General features: G+C 44.7%; 13 protein-coding genes and 3 tRNA genes. 7 read left to right on the top strand and 9 right to left on the bottom strand.

The annotated features are described in order from the left end of the window. Positions 1-102 precede the first annotated feature (102 nt). Positions 103-948 (bottom strand): LysR family transcriptional regulator, encoded by an 846-nt coding sequence (locus CEX98_RS21815; protein WP_099644095.1) that lies wholly within the window; start codon positions 946-948, stop codon positions 103-105. A gap of 129 nt (positions 949-1,077) precedes the next feature. Between CEX98_RS21815 and CEX98_RS21820 the strand changes: the two genes are divergently transcribed. From CEX98_RS21820 to gcvP, 4 genes are all read left to right on the top strand, one after another. Beyond that, positions 1,078-1,653 carry a hypothetical protein gene (locus CEX98_RS21820; protein WP_099644096.1) on the top strand — a complete coding sequence of 192 codons (576 nt, stop codon included), beginning with the start codon at positions 1,078-1,080 and terminating at the stop codon, positions 1,651-1,653. Positions 1,654-1,739: 86 nt separating this feature from the next. After that, complete coding sequence (gcvT, locus tag CEX98_RS21825) at positions 1,740-2,822, top strand: glycine cleavage system aminomethyltransferase GcvT (RefSeq protein WP_099644097.1); 1,083 nt, start codon at positions 1,740-1,742, stop codon at positions 2,820-2,822. Between the two features lie 63 nt (positions 2,823-2,885). Continuing rightward, positions 2,886-3,275, top strand: coding sequence for a glycine cleavage system protein GcvH (gcvH, locus tag CEX98_RS21830; protein ID WP_099644098.1), 390 nt, complete (start codon positions 2,886-2,888; stop codon positions 3,273-3,275). 182 nt (positions 3,276-3,457) lie between these two features. Continuing rightward, positions 3,458-6,358 (top strand): aminomethyl-transferring glycine dehydrogenase, encoded by a 2,901-nt coding sequence (gcvP, locus tag CEX98_RS21835; protein ID WP_099644099.1) that lies wholly within the window; start codon positions 3,458-3,460, stop codon positions 6,356-6,358. 1,005 nt (positions 6,359-7,363) lie between these two features. On the opposite strand, the gene CEX98_RS21840 is transcribed toward gcvP, so the two are convergent. Then, positions 7,364-7,678 (bottom strand): hypothetical protein, encoded by a 315-nt coding sequence (locus CEX98_RS21840; RefSeq protein WP_099644100.1) that lies wholly within the window; start codon positions 7,676-7,678, stop codon positions 7,364-7,366. Between the two features lie 432 nt (positions 7,679-8,110). On the opposite strand from CEX98_RS21840, the gene CEX98_RS21845 reads away from it, so the two are divergent. Then, positions 8,111-8,545 (top strand): acyl-CoA thioesterase, encoded by a 435-nt coding sequence (locus CEX98_RS21845; protein ID WP_099644101.1) that lies wholly within the window; start codon positions 8,111-8,113, stop codon positions 8,543-8,545. Between the two features lie 114 nt (positions 8,546-8,659). Then, positions 8,660-9,658, top strand: a complete 999-nt coding sequence (locus CEX98_RS21850) for a fatty acid desaturase (RefSeq protein WP_099644102.1) — start codon at positions 8,660-8,662, stop codon at positions 9,656-9,658. Positions 9,659-9,694: 36 nt separating this feature from the next. On the opposite strand, the gene CEX98_RS21855 is transcribed toward CEX98_RS21850, so the two are convergent. The 3 genes from CEX98_RS21855 to CEX98_RS21865 all read right to left on the bottom strand — a co-directional run bounded on the left by CEX98_RS21855 (position 9,695) and on the right by CEX98_RS21865 (position 12,003). Then, a complete protein-coding gene (locus CEX98_RS21855; protein ID WP_099644103.1) occupies positions 9,695-10,198 on the bottom strand; it encodes an RNA methyltransferase in 504 nt (167 codons plus the stop codon). 271 nt (positions 10,199-10,469) lie between these two features. Continuing rightward, a complete protein-coding gene (locus tag CEX98_RS21860) occupies positions 10,470-10,781 on the bottom strand; it encodes a DUF6172 family protein (protein WP_099644104.1) in 312 nt (103 codons plus the stop codon). A 448-nt stretch (positions 10,782-11,229) separates the two neighbouring features. Then, positions 11,230-12,003 carry a hypothetical protein gene (locus CEX98_RS21865; RefSeq protein WP_099644105.1) on the bottom strand — a complete coding sequence of 258 codons (774 nt, stop codon included), beginning with the start codon at positions 12,001-12,003 and terminating at the stop codon, positions 11,230-11,232. Between the two features lie 389 nt (positions 12,004-12,392). Here CEX98_RS21865 and CEX98_RS21870 point away from each other — a divergent pair, with 389 nt between their 5' ends. Further along, entirely contained in the window at positions 12,393-12,875 is a 483-nt protein-coding gene (locus tag CEX98_RS21870) for a hypothetical protein (protein WP_099644106.1), read from the top strand. Positions 12,876-13,187: 312 nt separating this feature from the next. Here the strand turns inward: CEX98_RS21870 and CEX98_RS23385 are convergent, their stop codons facing one another. The 4 genes from CEX98_RS23385 to CEX98_RS21895 all read right to left on the bottom strand — a co-directional run bounded on the left by CEX98_RS23385 (position 13,188) and on the right by CEX98_RS21895 (position 14,309). Then, the gene (locus CEX98_RS23385) at positions 13,188-13,487 is read right to left on the bottom strand and encodes a hypothetical protein (RefSeq protein WP_242441784.1); all 300 of its coding nucleotides are present in this window, start codon (positions 13,485-13,487) and stop codon (positions 13,188-13,190) included. Positions 13,488-13,827: 340 nt separating this feature from the next. Beyond that, positions 13,828-13,912 (bottom strand) — tRNA-Leu (locus CEX98_RS21885). A gap of 192 nt (positions 13,913-14,104) precedes the next feature. After that, positions 14,105-14,179, bottom strand: a tRNA-Gln gene (locus CEX98_RS21890). 45 nt (positions 14,180-14,224) lie between these two features. Beyond that, a tRNA-Leu gene (locus CEX98_RS21895) sits at positions 14,225-14,309 on the bottom strand. Positions 14,310-14,353: the final 44 nt, after the last annotated feature.

Consider the following 14,353-nt stretch of genomic DNA (forward strand, 5'->3'; position numbering starts at 1 on the left):
GGAGCGGGTTCACCCCGCGAACATTTCAACAACTTCGCCGCGTAAAGCAGCTCCTACATGAATTCTGCGTTGCTGGTAGGAGCGATTTTACATCGCGAGCTTTTAACCTAGCCTCAATGCGATAAACTCAGCGAGTTTATCAACGGCGTGGGCGGATTCTTGGGTGTTTTTGACAAGGCTGATGCCTATCTGGCCGAGTTCGGGTAATACTTGGGTTTGGGTCTGATAAGGCAGCTCTGCGGGCACTGTACTTTTGGCCAGCACGGTGATCCCAAGCCCCTCTTTTAAGGCGGCGGTAAGGCCAGTTAAGTCGGCATTGCTGTATACAATTCGATATTGTAATCCAGCTTGCTGCAGCGCCTCGATAGCGCGGCGGCGGTAAATACAGCCCTCTGGCGCGGTGACTAAGGTAACAACCGACTGCTGCGCGAGCGATAAATCGCCAACCCAGACCAGCTGGTCTTGCATAAACACTGGGTACTTGGACGAGCTCAGCTCTTCATTGAGCGCTAGCACCAAATCAAATTGATCTTGCCTTACCACAGAAAGTAAGTGTTTACTCAGTCTTGATTTAACTTCCAGCGCCACATCAGGATATAAAGAAACAAAATCGCCAATAATCGACGGTAAGATCCTTGCTGCAAATTCGCTGGGAATACCTAAACGCACTCGGCCCGTAACGCTTTCAGAGGTAAATTGCTGAATAATTGCATCGTTTTGCTGCAGCATTTGTTTGGCTAGAGGCAAAAGTAGCTCACCATATTGATTCAACACCTGCCTTTGGCCCTGTTTTTTAAACAGCTTGCAGCCTAGCAAGTCTTCTAACCTTTTGATTTGCAAGCTTACAGCGGGTTGAGAAAGGCCAAGTAACTCTCCAGCTTTAGCAAAGCCACCTACATCTACTACAGTGACCAGCGTTCTTAGTCCGTCGATTGATAAGTTTTTCATATAAGGAAATACTATTTATAAAACCCAAGTACATTAATATTATTTATCAATTGATAAGTAAATACAATTTGTTGTTGAGTTTGCGCATCCTTATACTTTTGTTCATCGAAATTTCACTAAGGTCGTGCCATGAGCGTTACGCCAATTATCTTTGCAAAGCACCGTCAGGGCAGTGTTCCGGCGCAAAACCATTACATGCCCACTGATGCTGTTGTGGTACTTGATTTCAGTGGCTTTGAGACCACTCCTTTCCTCAGCCAAATTCTTGCACTTAATTTAAATAAGTTAATGGCGCCTGGCTTGGGTTTTCAAGGCAAGCTAGACAGTGGCGAAAATTTCGCCGTGTACTACTTTAGTGAAACGGCTTACCGTTTTGTTGTGAGCGAAAGCGCAGCCGCAGAGCTGGCTACACTGATAGATAGCCACGCTGACGAGTTTGATATTGAACTGGTACGTCGTCACGACTTAGTGGCGGCAACACTAAGCGGTGAGCTTGCGTTTGAGCGTTTAGTTAACGACTTTACATTAACACCAGGGCTTAGAATATCAGACAAAAATGCCTGCTATGGTAAGCAAAGTGGTGAAGTATTTATTACGACCTTGCTGGTGGACGAACAGCAACAGTATCAGTTGATTGCGCAAGCTGCTGTGTTAGACAAATGGCAAACAACGCTCACTGACGCTGGTTTTAAACTCGTTTCATAAATTCCGTGCAGTTATCGTAAGCGCGATAACAATAACCCCCTCAGCGCCCAACCAATGGCGGCTGAGTAAAAAAGTGAAGGATAAGTATGACTTCTAAAACAGTACTACACGCTAAGCACCTAGAAGCTGGCGCAAAAATGGTAGACTTCCACGGTTGGGAAATGCCAATCAACTACGGCTCACAAATTGAAGAGCACCACGCGGTGCGACAAGATGCGGGCATGTTTGATGTTTCACACATGACGATTGTTGATATCGAAGGTGTAGACGCAAAAGCATTTCTACAAAAGCTAGTTGCCAACGACGTAGCTAAGCTCACTGTGGCTGGTAAAGCGCTATACACAGGCATGCTAAACGAGCAGGGCGGCGTGATTGACGACCTTATCATTTACTTCTTCACTGAAACGCAATACCGCATGGTTGTTAACTCTGCAACGCGCGAAAAAGACCTTGCACACATCAATGCAGTAGCAGCAGATTTTGACGTGACAGTTACAGAGCGCCCTGAATACGCAATGATTGCGGTACAAGGCCCAAATGCGATTGCGAAAACAGCTACTATTCTAGACGAACAACAGCGAGCAGCAGTGGCAGGCATGAAGCCGTTTTTTGGTGTACAAGCTGGCGACTTATTTATTGCAACAACAGGTTACACTGGTGAAGCAGGTTATGAGATTGTTGTACACAACGATGCTGCCGCAGATTTATGGCAAAAATTATTAGACGCAGGTGTGCGTCCTGCTGGCCTAGGTGCGCGTGATACGCTACGTTTAGAAGCGGGCATGAACCTTTACGGCTCAGACATGGACGAAACAGTTTCTCCGCTTGCGGCGAACATGGCATGGACTATTGCTTGGGAGCCTGAGGAACGTGACTTTATCGGCCGTGCGGCTATCACTAAACAACGTGCAGAAAAGAGCACTGACAAGCTTGTAGGCCTAGTGCTAGAAAGCAAAGGTGTTTTGCGCGGTGGCTCTAAAGTTATCGTAGAAGGTGGCGAAGGGGTGATTACATCTGGTACATTCTCACCGACTTTAGGCTTTAGTGTAGCGCTTGCGCGTGTGCCTCGTTCAGTTGGCGAGACTGCACAAGTTGAAATGCGTAAGAAGCTAGTTGATGTTAAAGTAGTTAAGCCAAGCTTCGTTCGTAACGGCAAGTCAATTATCTAATTTTAAGAATAACATTGGTGTCGCTCACGGGGTGACACCACAACCGACCAAAGGAACAAAAAAATGAGCAACATTCCTAGCGAGTTAAAGTACGCTACTTCACACGAGTGGGTTCGCGCTGAAGGCAATGGCGAGTACACAGTAGGTATCACTGAGCACGCACAAGAACTTCTAGGCGACATGGTATTCGTTGAATTACCAGAAGTAGGCGATGAAGTTGACGCGGGCGAAGACTGCGCAGTTGCAGAGTCTGTTAAAGCAGCGTCAGACATCTACGCACCAATCGGTGGCGAAATCATTGCAGTAAATGAAGAGCTAGAAGATGCACCTGAGACTGTAAATAACGATGCGTACGGCGACGGTTGGTTGTTCCGTATTAAAGCGTCTGATGAGTCTGAGCTAGACAATCTACTAGACGCTGAAGGCTACGCAAATTCAATCGACGAAGACTAATTTGTTGATATCAATAAAAGCCCCTTTTTAGGGGCTTTTATTGTTGCTTTTTGGGCAAGGGTGCTTGCTCACGGTATGACAGTGTCATGCCAATGTTTTTAGAATACTGCCGTTACCAAGGTATCTCATTTAGATAAAAACAGTATTCACCTTTTTCATTTGGATCATAGGAACCTGGACTAATGTCAAACGCCAAATCTCTTGAACAATTAGAGCAAAAGCAAGATTTCATCCGCCGCCATATTGGGCCAAGCCCGGCACAGGTGAGCGAGATGCTAAACGCTCTTGGAGTGTCTAGTGTTGAAGAGCTGATCGGTCAAACTGTACCTGCTTCAATTCGTTTAGAAGAGGGCTTACAGATCGGTGAAAGCCGCACAGAAGTGGAAACCCTAAGCTACCTAAAATCAGTAGCAAGCAAAAACAAGGTTTTCAAATCTTACATCGGTCAAGGCTACCACCCAACTCACGTACCTAATGTTATTTTACGTAACGTACTTGAGAATCCGGGTTGGTACACCGCTTACACCCCTTACCAGCCAGAGATTGCGCAAGGTCGTTTGGAGTCATTACTTAACTTCCAAACGCTGACCATGGACATTACCGGCCTAGATCTTGCCAGTGCATCACTACTTGACGAATCCACCGCAGCGGCAGAAGCAATGGCGCTTGCAAAACGTGTATCTAAAGCGAAAAAAGCAAACATCTTCTTTATTGCCGACGACGTACACGTACAAACTATTGACGTAGTATCTACACGTGCTGAACAATTTGGCTTTGAAGTAGTGGTAGGCCCTGCTAGCGACGCTGCTAACCATGACATTTTTGGCGCGCTATTCCAGTATCCAACAACATCAGGTGAAGTGGTTGACGTTACTGACCTAATCGCACAAGTACAAGACAAAAAAGCGATTGCCTGTGTTGCCGCAGACATCATGAGCTTAATGCTACTTAAAGCACCAGGTAAACTAGGTGCAGACGTAGTGCTTGGTTCTGCACAGCGTTTTGGTGTACCTATGGGTTACGGCGGTCCACACGCGGCATTCTTTGCTACGCGTGATGCTTATAAGCGTTCACTGCCTGGCCGTATTATTGGTGTGTCTAAAGACCGTTTAGGTAACGACGCACTACGTATGGCGATGCAAACTCGTGAACAGCACATCCGCCGTGAAAAAGCCAACTCAAACATTTGTACTGCACAGGTGCTACTTGCGAACATGGCTGCGTTTTACGCGGTTTACCATGGTCCTCAAGGTCTTAAGATCATCGCTGAGCGCATTAATCGCCTTGCAAGCATTCTCGCAACGGGTCTTAAAGCAAAAGGCGTGGCACTTAAGCACGATACGTGGTTTGACACCATTACCGTTAAAGCTGACGACGCTGACAAACAAGCGGTTGTGGCGCGTGCAGTAGCAAAAGGCGTGAACTTTGCCCTTAACCACAATGGCGAATACTCAATTGCAGTAAACGAAACCACAACGCGTGCAGACGTAGCTGAGCTATTTGATATCATTTTAGGCGACGACCACGGCCTAAATGTAGATGCGCTAGACGCACAAGTGTCAGGCGAGAACATCACAGGTATTCCTGCAAGCCTAGTGCGCGACGACGAAATTTTAACGCACGCAAACTTCAACAGTTATCACAGCGAAACCGAGATGCTGCGTTATATCAAGCGTCTTGAAAACAAAGATTTAGCACTTAACCACTCAATGATCTCATTGGGTTCGTGTACCATGAAGCTAAACGCAACCGCTGAAATGATTCCAGTAACTTGGCCTGAGTTTGCAGAGCTACACCCGTTCTGCCCAATCGACCAAGCACAAGGTTACAAGATCATGATGACTGAGCTGCACGACTGGCTTGTGAACATCACAGGTTACGACGCAGTATCACTTCAGCCAAACTCAGGTGCACAAGGTGAATACGCCGGTCTGATCGCGATCCGTAAGTACCATGAGTCTCGCGGTGAAGGCCACCGTAACATCTGTTTGATCCCAAGTTCAGCGCACGGCACAAACCCAGCGTCTGCACAAATGGCAAGCATGAAAGTGGTTGTGGTTGACTGTGATAAAAACGGTAACATCGATATGGAAGACCTACGTGCGAAAGCCGCAGATGTAGCTGAAAACCTATCGTGCATCATGGTCACTTACCCGTCTACACACGGTGTATACGAAGAATCTATCCGTGAAGTATGCGACATCGTGCACCAGCACGGCGGCCAAGTATACATGGACGGCGCAAACATGAACGCGCAGGTTGGGGTAACTAGCCCTGGTTCAATCGGCTCTGACGTATCACACTTAAACTTACACAAAACATTCTGTATTCCACACGGTGGCGGTGGCCCTGGTGTTGGTCCTATCGGTGTTAAATCGCACCTAGCGCCATTCATGCCTAACCACAGCGTGATCAACGTAGAAGGTACAAACGTAGGCAACGGCGCGGTTTCTGCAGCACCTTACGGCTCTGCGGCTATTCTACCTATCTCGTGGGCATACATCGCGATGATGGGCAGCGAAGGCCTAAAACAAGCAACAGAAATGGCAATCGTGAACGCTAACTACCTAACAGCCAAGTTGAGCGAGCACTTCCCAATTCTATACCGTGGCCGTAACGACCGCGTTGCTCACGAGTGTATTGTTGACCTTCGTCCACTAAAAGAAGCCACTGGCATTACCGAAATGGACGTCGCTAAGCGTCTACAAGACTATGGCTTCCACTCACCAACGATGTCGTTCCCAGTAGCGGGCACACTAATGGTTGAGCCAACGGAATCTGAGTCTAAGGTAGAAATCGACCGCTTTATCGAAGCCATGGTTTCTATCAAAGGTGAAATCGACAAGATTGCATCAGGCGAATGGTCTATCGAAGACAACCCATTAGTATTTGCACCACACACGCAAGCAGACGTACTAAGCAACGACTGGAACCGTGCATATGATCGCCTCGCAGCTGCATTCCCAGTACCAAGCGTAGCAAAAGACAAATTCTGGCCAACAGTAACCCGTATCGACGATGTATACGGCGACCGTAACCTAATTTGTTCTTGCCCTGCGGTTGATACTTACCGCGATGCGTAAGGGTTTGTTGGTCGCGCTTTAGCGCGACTTAGCAAATTTTGAAAAGCCGCCCTTTGCAAAAGGGGCGGCTTTTTTGTGGGTGTGAATATGGTGAGACTCGTGTTTGGCTCTATTCTTGGTTTGTGGGAGCGGCTTTACGCCGCGATCCCTTATAGCGACGAATAACTGCGACTTCTCACCAAATCTCTACGTAAGTCGCCATTTATGGCGACAAATAATATACCTCGCTGGTTTTTCCTTGCCGGCGAAGCGACATGAGGTAAAGTTGAGGGCTGGACTCAAAAATAAGTCGCGACATAAAGTCGCTGCTACGAACTGTTTGTAGGCACAGACGGCGACTATTAAAAGATCGCGGCGTGAAGCCGCTCCTACTTGGTTCGGTGTCGAGTTGTTTTGCGCCTGGGTTTAAACAAGTTGTGGATTTGTAGCTACAACTGGCGACCATCAAAAGATCGCGGCGTGAAGCCGCTCCTGCTTGGCTCGGTGTCGAGTTGTTCTGCTGTTGGGTTTAAACACGTTGTGGATTTGTAGCTACAACTGGCGACCATTGAAAGATCGCGGCGTGAAGCCGCTCCTACTTGGTTCGGTGTCGAGTTATTTTGCGTTTGGGTTTAAATAAGTTGTGGGTTTGGTGGTGGCTCGTGTTTGGCTCTTTTTTTGGCTTGTGGGAGCGGCTTTACGCCGCGATCCCTTATAATGACGAATAACTGCGACTTCACACCAAACCTCTGCGAAAGTCGCCATTTATGGCGACAAATAGTGTACCTCCCTGGTTTTTCCTTACCGGCGAAGTGACATGAGGTAAAGTTGAAGGTTGGGTTTAAAAGACAAGTCGCTGCTACGAATTGTTTGTAGCCGCTGGCAAATATTTAAAGATCGCGGCGTGAAGCCGCTCCTACTTGGTGCGGTGTCGAGTTGTTTTGCGCTTGGGTTTAAACAAGTTGTGGATTTGTAGCTATAGCTGGTAACCATTAAAAGATCGCGGCGTGAAGCCGCTCCTACGTGTTAATGGACGGTAATAGGCAGGTCGTTTACCACTAACGACTGGCCATTTTGCTGAGCACGAAGAAAGCTTGATATCAAAACATCGTTGGATAGGGTGTTAATATCGTTAACGGTTTCAACCATGCAAAACGTAATGGACTCCCAACCTAAATCTTTAATAAAGGTTTTGAGGTTACCGATGTTATCTTCATAGTTTTCGTCTGTGGTTAGCAGGCCGATTGAGTGTTTGTTGCCGAGCTTGTATTTTCCTTGCTGAGTGATGGCGCATTTGGCGTAACCGCTCAACACATAGACTGTATTTGTGCTTTTGTTCATATTGGTGATTTGTTCAAGTTTAACTCTGATTTTGATTTCATATGCATTTTTTAAACCAAGCTTTTAAATATTACTCCACTGTTTGCTTACCTTTTGAAAATATTTAAAAAATAACCTTTTTACCTCTGGTTTTGGTGCTATAAAAGGTGTCAATTTTTTGTTCGGTATTCTTGGTTAGTGATCTTTTACTGTGGCTTTAGTGGCGGGGTTTTTGACTAGAGTTAGCGGCTGTTGCTGTTACATCATCATCCGACTTAAGATGTCCCAAAGTTGGGTGAGTGCTAAAATGTTATGGATAACTTTTATCAAGGGCACAGCAGGCTGGCTCTATAGTTCTTTTTGGCGCTGTTTATATACTTATCGCATACTCCTTGTTGCTGGTACGATGAGTTGTTACTCTTGAATTAAATAACCATAATCAAAGGCAATATCATGCAGGAATTTTTCGAAAAGTTTGCGATCACCACCAAAGTGAATGTGGTATGGGGAGAAATGGATGCGTTGGGGCATGTGAATAATGTGTCGTATTTTCGCTATTTTGAAACCGCGCGAATTGATTTCTTAACTCAAACGGGCTTACTTTCTGTATTATCAGAACCAACCCATAGCCCGGTTCTACGCGATACTTACGCGCAATACAAGCGACCCGTTACCTTTCCAGACACCTTGCATATTGGTTCATATATTACCGATATCAAAGAAGACCGCTTTACCATGCGCTATGAGGCGTTTAGTGAATCGCAACAAGCAGTATGCACAACTGGGTATGCGAATGTGGTGATGTTTAATATGAAAACAGGACAAAAATCACCAATTCCAGAGAATATGTTGGCTATTTTGAAGCAATACGAGATAGGTGATAATTAATAGAAGTTCGGTATTGGGTGTTGTGTTTTAACCGCTGTCGCGGCGTAAAGTCGCTGCTACGGTAGTAGGAGGTTTCGTTATGATCTTGATATCAAAAGGTGAATTAAGTTATCTATGCCAACATTAACGGCGAAACAGAACATTAAAGCGATTGTTTTGGCGATTAAGGCTGAAGAGCAGTTGCTTCGAACGCATTATCCTATTTTAAATCAGCAAAATAGCATTGCGATGGTGATTTTGCTGTTGTCGTTAAGTGCGCTAATTGGCGTTGCGACGCTTTATTATTTTGCCGTTATTCCCTCGTGGCTGTGTATTATCTTAGCGGCTTTTATTACCTCTATTTCTCATGAACTTGAGCACGACTTGATCCATAAACAGTATTTTAGTGACCGCCCATTTGTATATCATTTTATGATGTTGACGGTGTGGCTAATGCGGCCAAATACCGTGAATCCTTGGTATCGTAGAAAGATCCACTTACATCACCATAAAGTGTCTGGCACTAAACAAGACCTAGAGGAGCGCCTAGTGGGTAATGGCATTCAATCCCCTTGGTTGCGAGCCGTGGTTGTTACAGACGGGTTGTTAGGTTTATTAATTAATGCCAAACGTTTTGGTAAAGAAATCAATGGGTTTAAATTTTTAGGGGTCTTTAATGCTGGCTTTCCGCTTGCCACGGCTTATTTTGCGATTTTATATGGTGTGATTGCTTACTACCTGCTGCAATTTGTTCAGCCATTTGAACTACCCATGTGGGGAGCTGAATTACTAGCGGTTGCGGAGTTTTTAATGGTGGTGCTGATTGTGCCTAATATGATCCGCTCAGCGTCTTTAAACCTTGTCACATCTTCAATGCATTATTATGGTGGCGTGAGTAACGTGTTAGAGCAGACTCATGTGATCACCAGTCGTTGGTTTTTTCCGTTTCAGCTGTTTTGTTTTGATTTTGGGCGTACGCATACGATTCATCACTTTGTGCCGAATCAACCGTTTTATATTCGACAATTAATAAGTAAAAAAATACGTCCAGTTATGGCGCAGCATGGCGTGCGCTTTGATGACTTACAAAGCCTAAAGCATGCAAATCACTACCCAGTAACAGGGCGGCACTGATGTTTAGTCTTTCAACTTACCGCCCTAACAACGTCATCACCCAACCGTTAGGCGGTTATTGGTGTCTCGGCTGGCGAGTATTTGACTGGCATCAAACCCCGTTGAGCGTTTTGCCATACGGTCGTATAACAATACATTGACTGTTGCCGCTAAATTCATGCAGCCTGTGGTTGGTACATAAACTACGGCATCGGCGGCATCAACGATTTCTTGTGGCAAGCTGCCATCTTCAGGGCCAAAAATATATAATGCGTCGTCTGGGTGGACAAATTGTGGCAGGGGGATTGCCCCTTCTACCAACTCTACACATACCAAGGCGCGACCGGGGGCTTTTAAAGTGATGAAGTCATCAACGTGTTCAATGGGGATGTTGCTGGCAATATTTCTTGTATCGGTATGATACTTTGCGGCTCGTGCGTAGCGATTACCAGTAAAGTAGACAGCTTGGGCATCGTAGCAGCCAGCTGCGCGTAATACACCACCTACATTCGTTGGCGACTTAGGGTTTACCAATCCAATCGCAGCAAACGACTCGTTCATTTTTTAACTCTCACTAAACTGGCAGCAACGCTACCAAAAGATTTGACGAAGGATTATATCACGCTATTGGCAATTTTGTTTCAGCTTGAACAATAAACCATCGTTGCTTTTTGGTATTTGTACAGAGGAGTGCGGCATTGTTGGGTTTTAAGAGACGTTAAATAGAGAGTTGAGTTAAAGCGCGGCAGTAAGTTGCAGAGCAATGATAAATTATGGTCTGTAAGATGGAGTGATGCTGCGCCGAGCTCAGCATCACTAACAGAGGCTTAGTTTAGTCTTCAAGCTCATCGTCAGATAAGTCGTTTGATTTTCTAAAGCCAGGCCTTGCTAGAATCTCAACATAGAAGGAAGTGAGGTTTTCGGTTTGTGTTTTATCAATCAACTTGTTTAGTTGTGAAACGTGCACTGGCTCAGCTTCAGCTTCAGTGTTTCCAAACTTACAGTCAAAATCCCAATAATCTGCGCCTGTAGGCAAGGTTTTGTTGCGTTCGCGCTTAAGGTACTTTTTAAGCTCATGCTTAACCGCGTCAACGCGTCTTTCAAGTTTGATTTTAGGGTGAATTAGTTCAAATGTCTTTTTCATAGTTGCCTTCAAGCAATAAATACTCAATCAGCAAAACAGTATGCCGGAGTAGGGAATGTGTATTTATTTAAGCGTAAAGGTTACGCTTAAACAAATATAGGAATGTAATAAACCTGATCTTTGGACAATCAATGCCTTTCTAGCAGCCGGCTTTTGCGCTAACTGCGTTGAATTCACTTCCAATAGCCAGCTATTGGTGCGTAAATTCGCCTTGTTATCCCCAAAACTCTCTGGCTAGATAAGGAAATAATTTAATGTGATTTTAAAAACAAGGAGTTAGCTCATTTCTTATCCAAACCTCAGGTTAATACGATATTTTACGTTATATTTAGCGAGCTGGCGAGTGAGTTTGCAAGCGCATAGCAAAAGCGCTTGTGGTCGTGCCATTTTCTTCATTGACTGTGTTTATAGACGGCCTACATACACAGTCATAATTGAGCTAGTTGGTTTAATTATTGCCTTGAGGAGGTTGCGCTGGCGTTGCCGACGTTACCTTTCGCTCCAAGCGCTCTAGCTTTTCTGTAAGTGCGGTTTGCGTCATTTCTATTTGGGCAAGGGTTCCGCCAATCTCAATTTGTTTTGAGTCTCGGCTTTGCGCTTGCGATTTTAACTGATCTACACTGCTGTTGAGTGTGGCTATTTGGTCTTTAAGGCGCGCTGCGGCTTGTTGTTGCTCTTCTAATAAAGACAGCTTCAGCGTCAGCTCGGTTTGACTTTGCGATAAGCTCTCGAGCGTTGTGGCCATACTGGTTTGGCTTTTGGCTGCATTATTTGCTTGTGCTTCGAGTTGTTTGATTTCTGATTGGTTTCTGCGCCATGCCGACGCCCAAAGCTTATCCATTTGTGACCATAACTCGTCTGTGCGTTCAGTGAGTGCTGTTAGCTTTGCTTGCATCGCACCAGCAGACAGGTCCATTTCTTCATCTGTGGCGGATAGGGTTTGTTCAAGTTCGGCAATACGTTGAGTTGAGGCGAGTAGCTGGGCCTGAGTCGCTGCGTTTTGCTGGTAAAGGCCTACACCCGCTGCAGCTAAGCCAACAATAGAAAGTAGGCTTAACCAGTTAACCATACCAACTTTTTTATTTGTTGTGGTGTCTTGTTTGGTATCCGGCTTGGGTGCGCTGGTTTTGTTATTCGGTTGCTTGAGGGAGTCTTTAAAAGCTTCGACCTGATCTAAGTCGGGTGTAATACTTGGTAGCTCAGGTTCAATTCTCTTGTCCAAGGTACTTTCCTCTTTCTTGGGTTATTCTGCGTTTTGGCAGCTTACTTGAAAATAGCGCAATATGGAATTTACAAATAACTGACTTCATACCTTTAACTTAAATAATGGTATGTTGGTGCCACGTTTCAATTTAGTGATCTAGTTAGAGTTATTTGGAGCTAAACTTGAAAAGTGACGAGCAGGACTGAGCATAAATAAGAGGTTGAGCCTGTTACTTGGACCCAAAAAAGCGGTATGATACCCACTAACATGCTGCACTATTCTCATCTAAGTACCGAAGTCTTTTTTGTGAGAAAGCGGCAACAGAGTTGTTGATTATTAACCGCATAAATTTGCTCAAATGGAGCAGGGAAGGGCGGGGGTCAAATTACAAGTAAGGTTACGTTACCATGTTCAGAACACTTTTATTGCTCATCGCTGTTATGTTAACAGGGTGCACTACAACTCCAACGGTTAACTTGAGCGATACGCTACCTGATTCCACCTATACTGGCCGCGGGACAGATGCAGGTCCTATGTTAGTGGCGGCAATGGGCTCTACAGGGCTCGCAGTAGGCTTGGCGATTGATCAAGGTATTGCCAAAGAGTTTGATGAGCAAATTCAGCATTCCAAGGCGGAATATTTACCTAAGATTGGCCGATTATTTCATCGTAATTATGCTACTGCGACGAATGTAGAGTTCAAAAGCATTACTTTTTCAGCGGTAAAAGGCAATGATGACTTGGTCAATGCTGAGGTTAAATTTAAAATAGACAGTAAGAACTCAAATTCATCATTTACGGTTCGTCTTGAAAACATGGATTTCGATGAGTTAAAGGCGACAGATACCTTCTGGAAAGCTCTAGAGACTGAGCTTTGGCAAAGTAACTAGCAATCAAAAAGAGTGTAAAGTGCGCTTTCAGCACCTGTCATAGCATCGGGTTGGCACTAATTTGTGGTTTTATTAATTTAGTACACTAATTCATGGCTCTTGATTATAGCAATTTGGTTAATCTACTGGGTTGTTTTGAGGCGAGTAAAGTATCATCAACAATTTCGCGATAGTACCCTATGAACGCTAAGTGGCCTTCGTTCACGTTGGTAAGAGAAATGCCAATGAGTTGCTCTAAATTAAGAAACTCCAAATGCAGGTAGTGCCAAGTTAACTCTCTCAAATCCATACAGGATTAAGTCAAAAGTGATACTATTTCAGTGTTAGTTTTGCGACAGCATACATTAATATATCAATGTCAAAATACCCTTCAACCTTTAGTAGCCCTTTACTCTGAGCGCTCAGAATATAAGCCGTTTGTGCCTCGGCTCCCCGAATTGAAGAAAAAATATGTTTGCTTCCCGGTATGGCTGTGAAAATATTAGACTCATTGACGAGAGCAAGATTGGTACTGAGCTTTTGTATATCTTCACTTTGTATGTTGTAGGAGCTGTCAAAAAGTTGAGACAGTAACATCAGAGGAGTCAAATCATATTTATTTGTAAGCCCCATCAATGCAGCCTCACTTAGCAGCCAAGTAAACTTTAATTTAGTGGAATTGTTGGTCGCAATCGCGTATATGCCATTGGTAGAGGCGTCAAACGAAACCTTGGTTGATTGCTCGTAGGGGAGGCAATAGCTGAAATGCTTAAGTGATAACTCTATGTGTGAAATTCAACAAGCCGAGCTGGATTGAGCATAAGCAATATTAAAAATACATACAATTGTTAATGCATGGAAGAATACTAAGAACTTTGACACTGTTTTTCCTACTATGAGAAAGGAAAGAAGTAACATAATGAAGATGACTGAGAGGGTAACAGGTAATTAAAGAGAAATAACTTATACTATATGGTGCGGAAAGAGAGACTTGAACTCTCACATCCGAAGATACTGGAACCTAAATCCAGCGCGTCTACCAATTCCGCCACTTCCGCACATCTTTTCGCATTAGTCATTGGAACCTAAATCCAGCGTCTATATCAAGACAACTGCCAATTCCGATGCTTCTGCACATCTTTTCGCATTAGTCATTGGAACCTAAATCCAGCGTCTATATCAAGACAACTGCCAATTCCGATACTTCTACAAAACAGGTATATATTATTTTTAGCTACATCTCGAAGAGATGGCTGGAGTACCAGGATTTGAACCTGGGAATGGCGGGATCAAAACCCGCTGCCTTACCGCTTGGCGATACTCCAGCAATAGAGGTAAGTTCAAGTGTTTTAATTCTACTTGAAAGAATATGGTGCGGAAAGAGAGACTTGAACTCTCACACCCGAAGGTACTGGAACCTAAATCCAGCGCGTCTACCAATTCCGCCACTTCCGCACATCTTTTTGCATTGGTTATTGGAACCTAAATCCAGCGTCTAT

The organism is Pseudoalteromonas piscicida (assembly GCF_002744175.1).
In the GTDB taxonomy this organism is placed as follows: Bacteria; Pseudomonadota; Gammaproteobacteria; order Enterobacterales; family Alteromonadaceae; genus Pseudoalteromonas; species Pseudoalteromonas piscicida_B.

What these genes read in the sequence shown, in the direction of transcription:
- CEX98_RS21815 (WP_099644095.1), bottom strand. Translation starts at nt 948, where the DNA reads ATGAAAAACTTATCAATCGACGGACTAAGAACGCTGGTCACTGTAGTA.
- CEX98_RS21820 (WP_099644096.1), top strand. Translation starts at nt 1,078, where the DNA reads ATGAGCGTTACGCCAATTATCTTTGCAAAGCACCGTCAGGGCAGTGTT.
- gcvT (WP_099644097.1), top strand. Translation starts at nt 1,740, where the DNA reads ATGACTTCTAAAACAGTACTACACGCTAAGCACCTAGAAGCTGGCGCA.
- gcvH (WP_099644098.1), top strand. Translation starts at nt 2,886, where the DNA reads ATGAGCAACATTCCTAGCGAGTTAAAGTACGCTACTTCACACGAGTGG.
- gcvP (WP_099644099.1), top strand. Translation starts at nt 3,458, where the DNA reads ATGTCAAACGCCAAATCTCTTGAACAATTAGAGCAAAAGCAAGATTTC.
- CEX98_RS21840 (WP_099644100.1), bottom strand. Translation starts at nt 7,678, where the DNA reads ATGAACAAAAGCACAAATACAGTCTATGTGTTGAGCGGTTACGCCAAA.
- CEX98_RS21845 (WP_099644101.1), top strand. Translation starts at nt 8,111, where the DNA reads ATGCAGGAATTTTTCGAAAAGTTTGCGATCACCACCAAAGTGAATGTG.
- CEX98_RS21850 (WP_099644102.1), top strand. Translation starts at nt 8,660, where the DNA reads ATGCCAACATTAACGGCGAAACAGAACATTAAAGCGATTGTTTTGGCG.
- CEX98_RS21855 (WP_099644103.1), bottom strand. Translation starts at nt 10,198, where the DNA reads ATGAACGAGTCGTTTGCTGCGATTGGATTGGTAAACCCTAAGTCGCCA.
- CEX98_RS21860 (WP_099644104.1), bottom strand. Translation starts at nt 10,781, where the DNA reads ATGAAAAAGACATTTGAACTAATTCACCCTAAAATCAAACTTGAAAGA.
- CEX98_RS21870 (WP_099644106.1), top strand. Translation starts at nt 12,393, where the DNA reads ATGTTCAGAACACTTTTATTGCTCATCGCTGTTATGTTAACAGGGTGC.
- CEX98_RS23385 (WP_242441784.1), bottom strand. Translation starts at nt 13,487, where the DNA reads ATGGGGCTTACAAATAAATATGATTTGACTCCTCTGATGTTACTGTCT.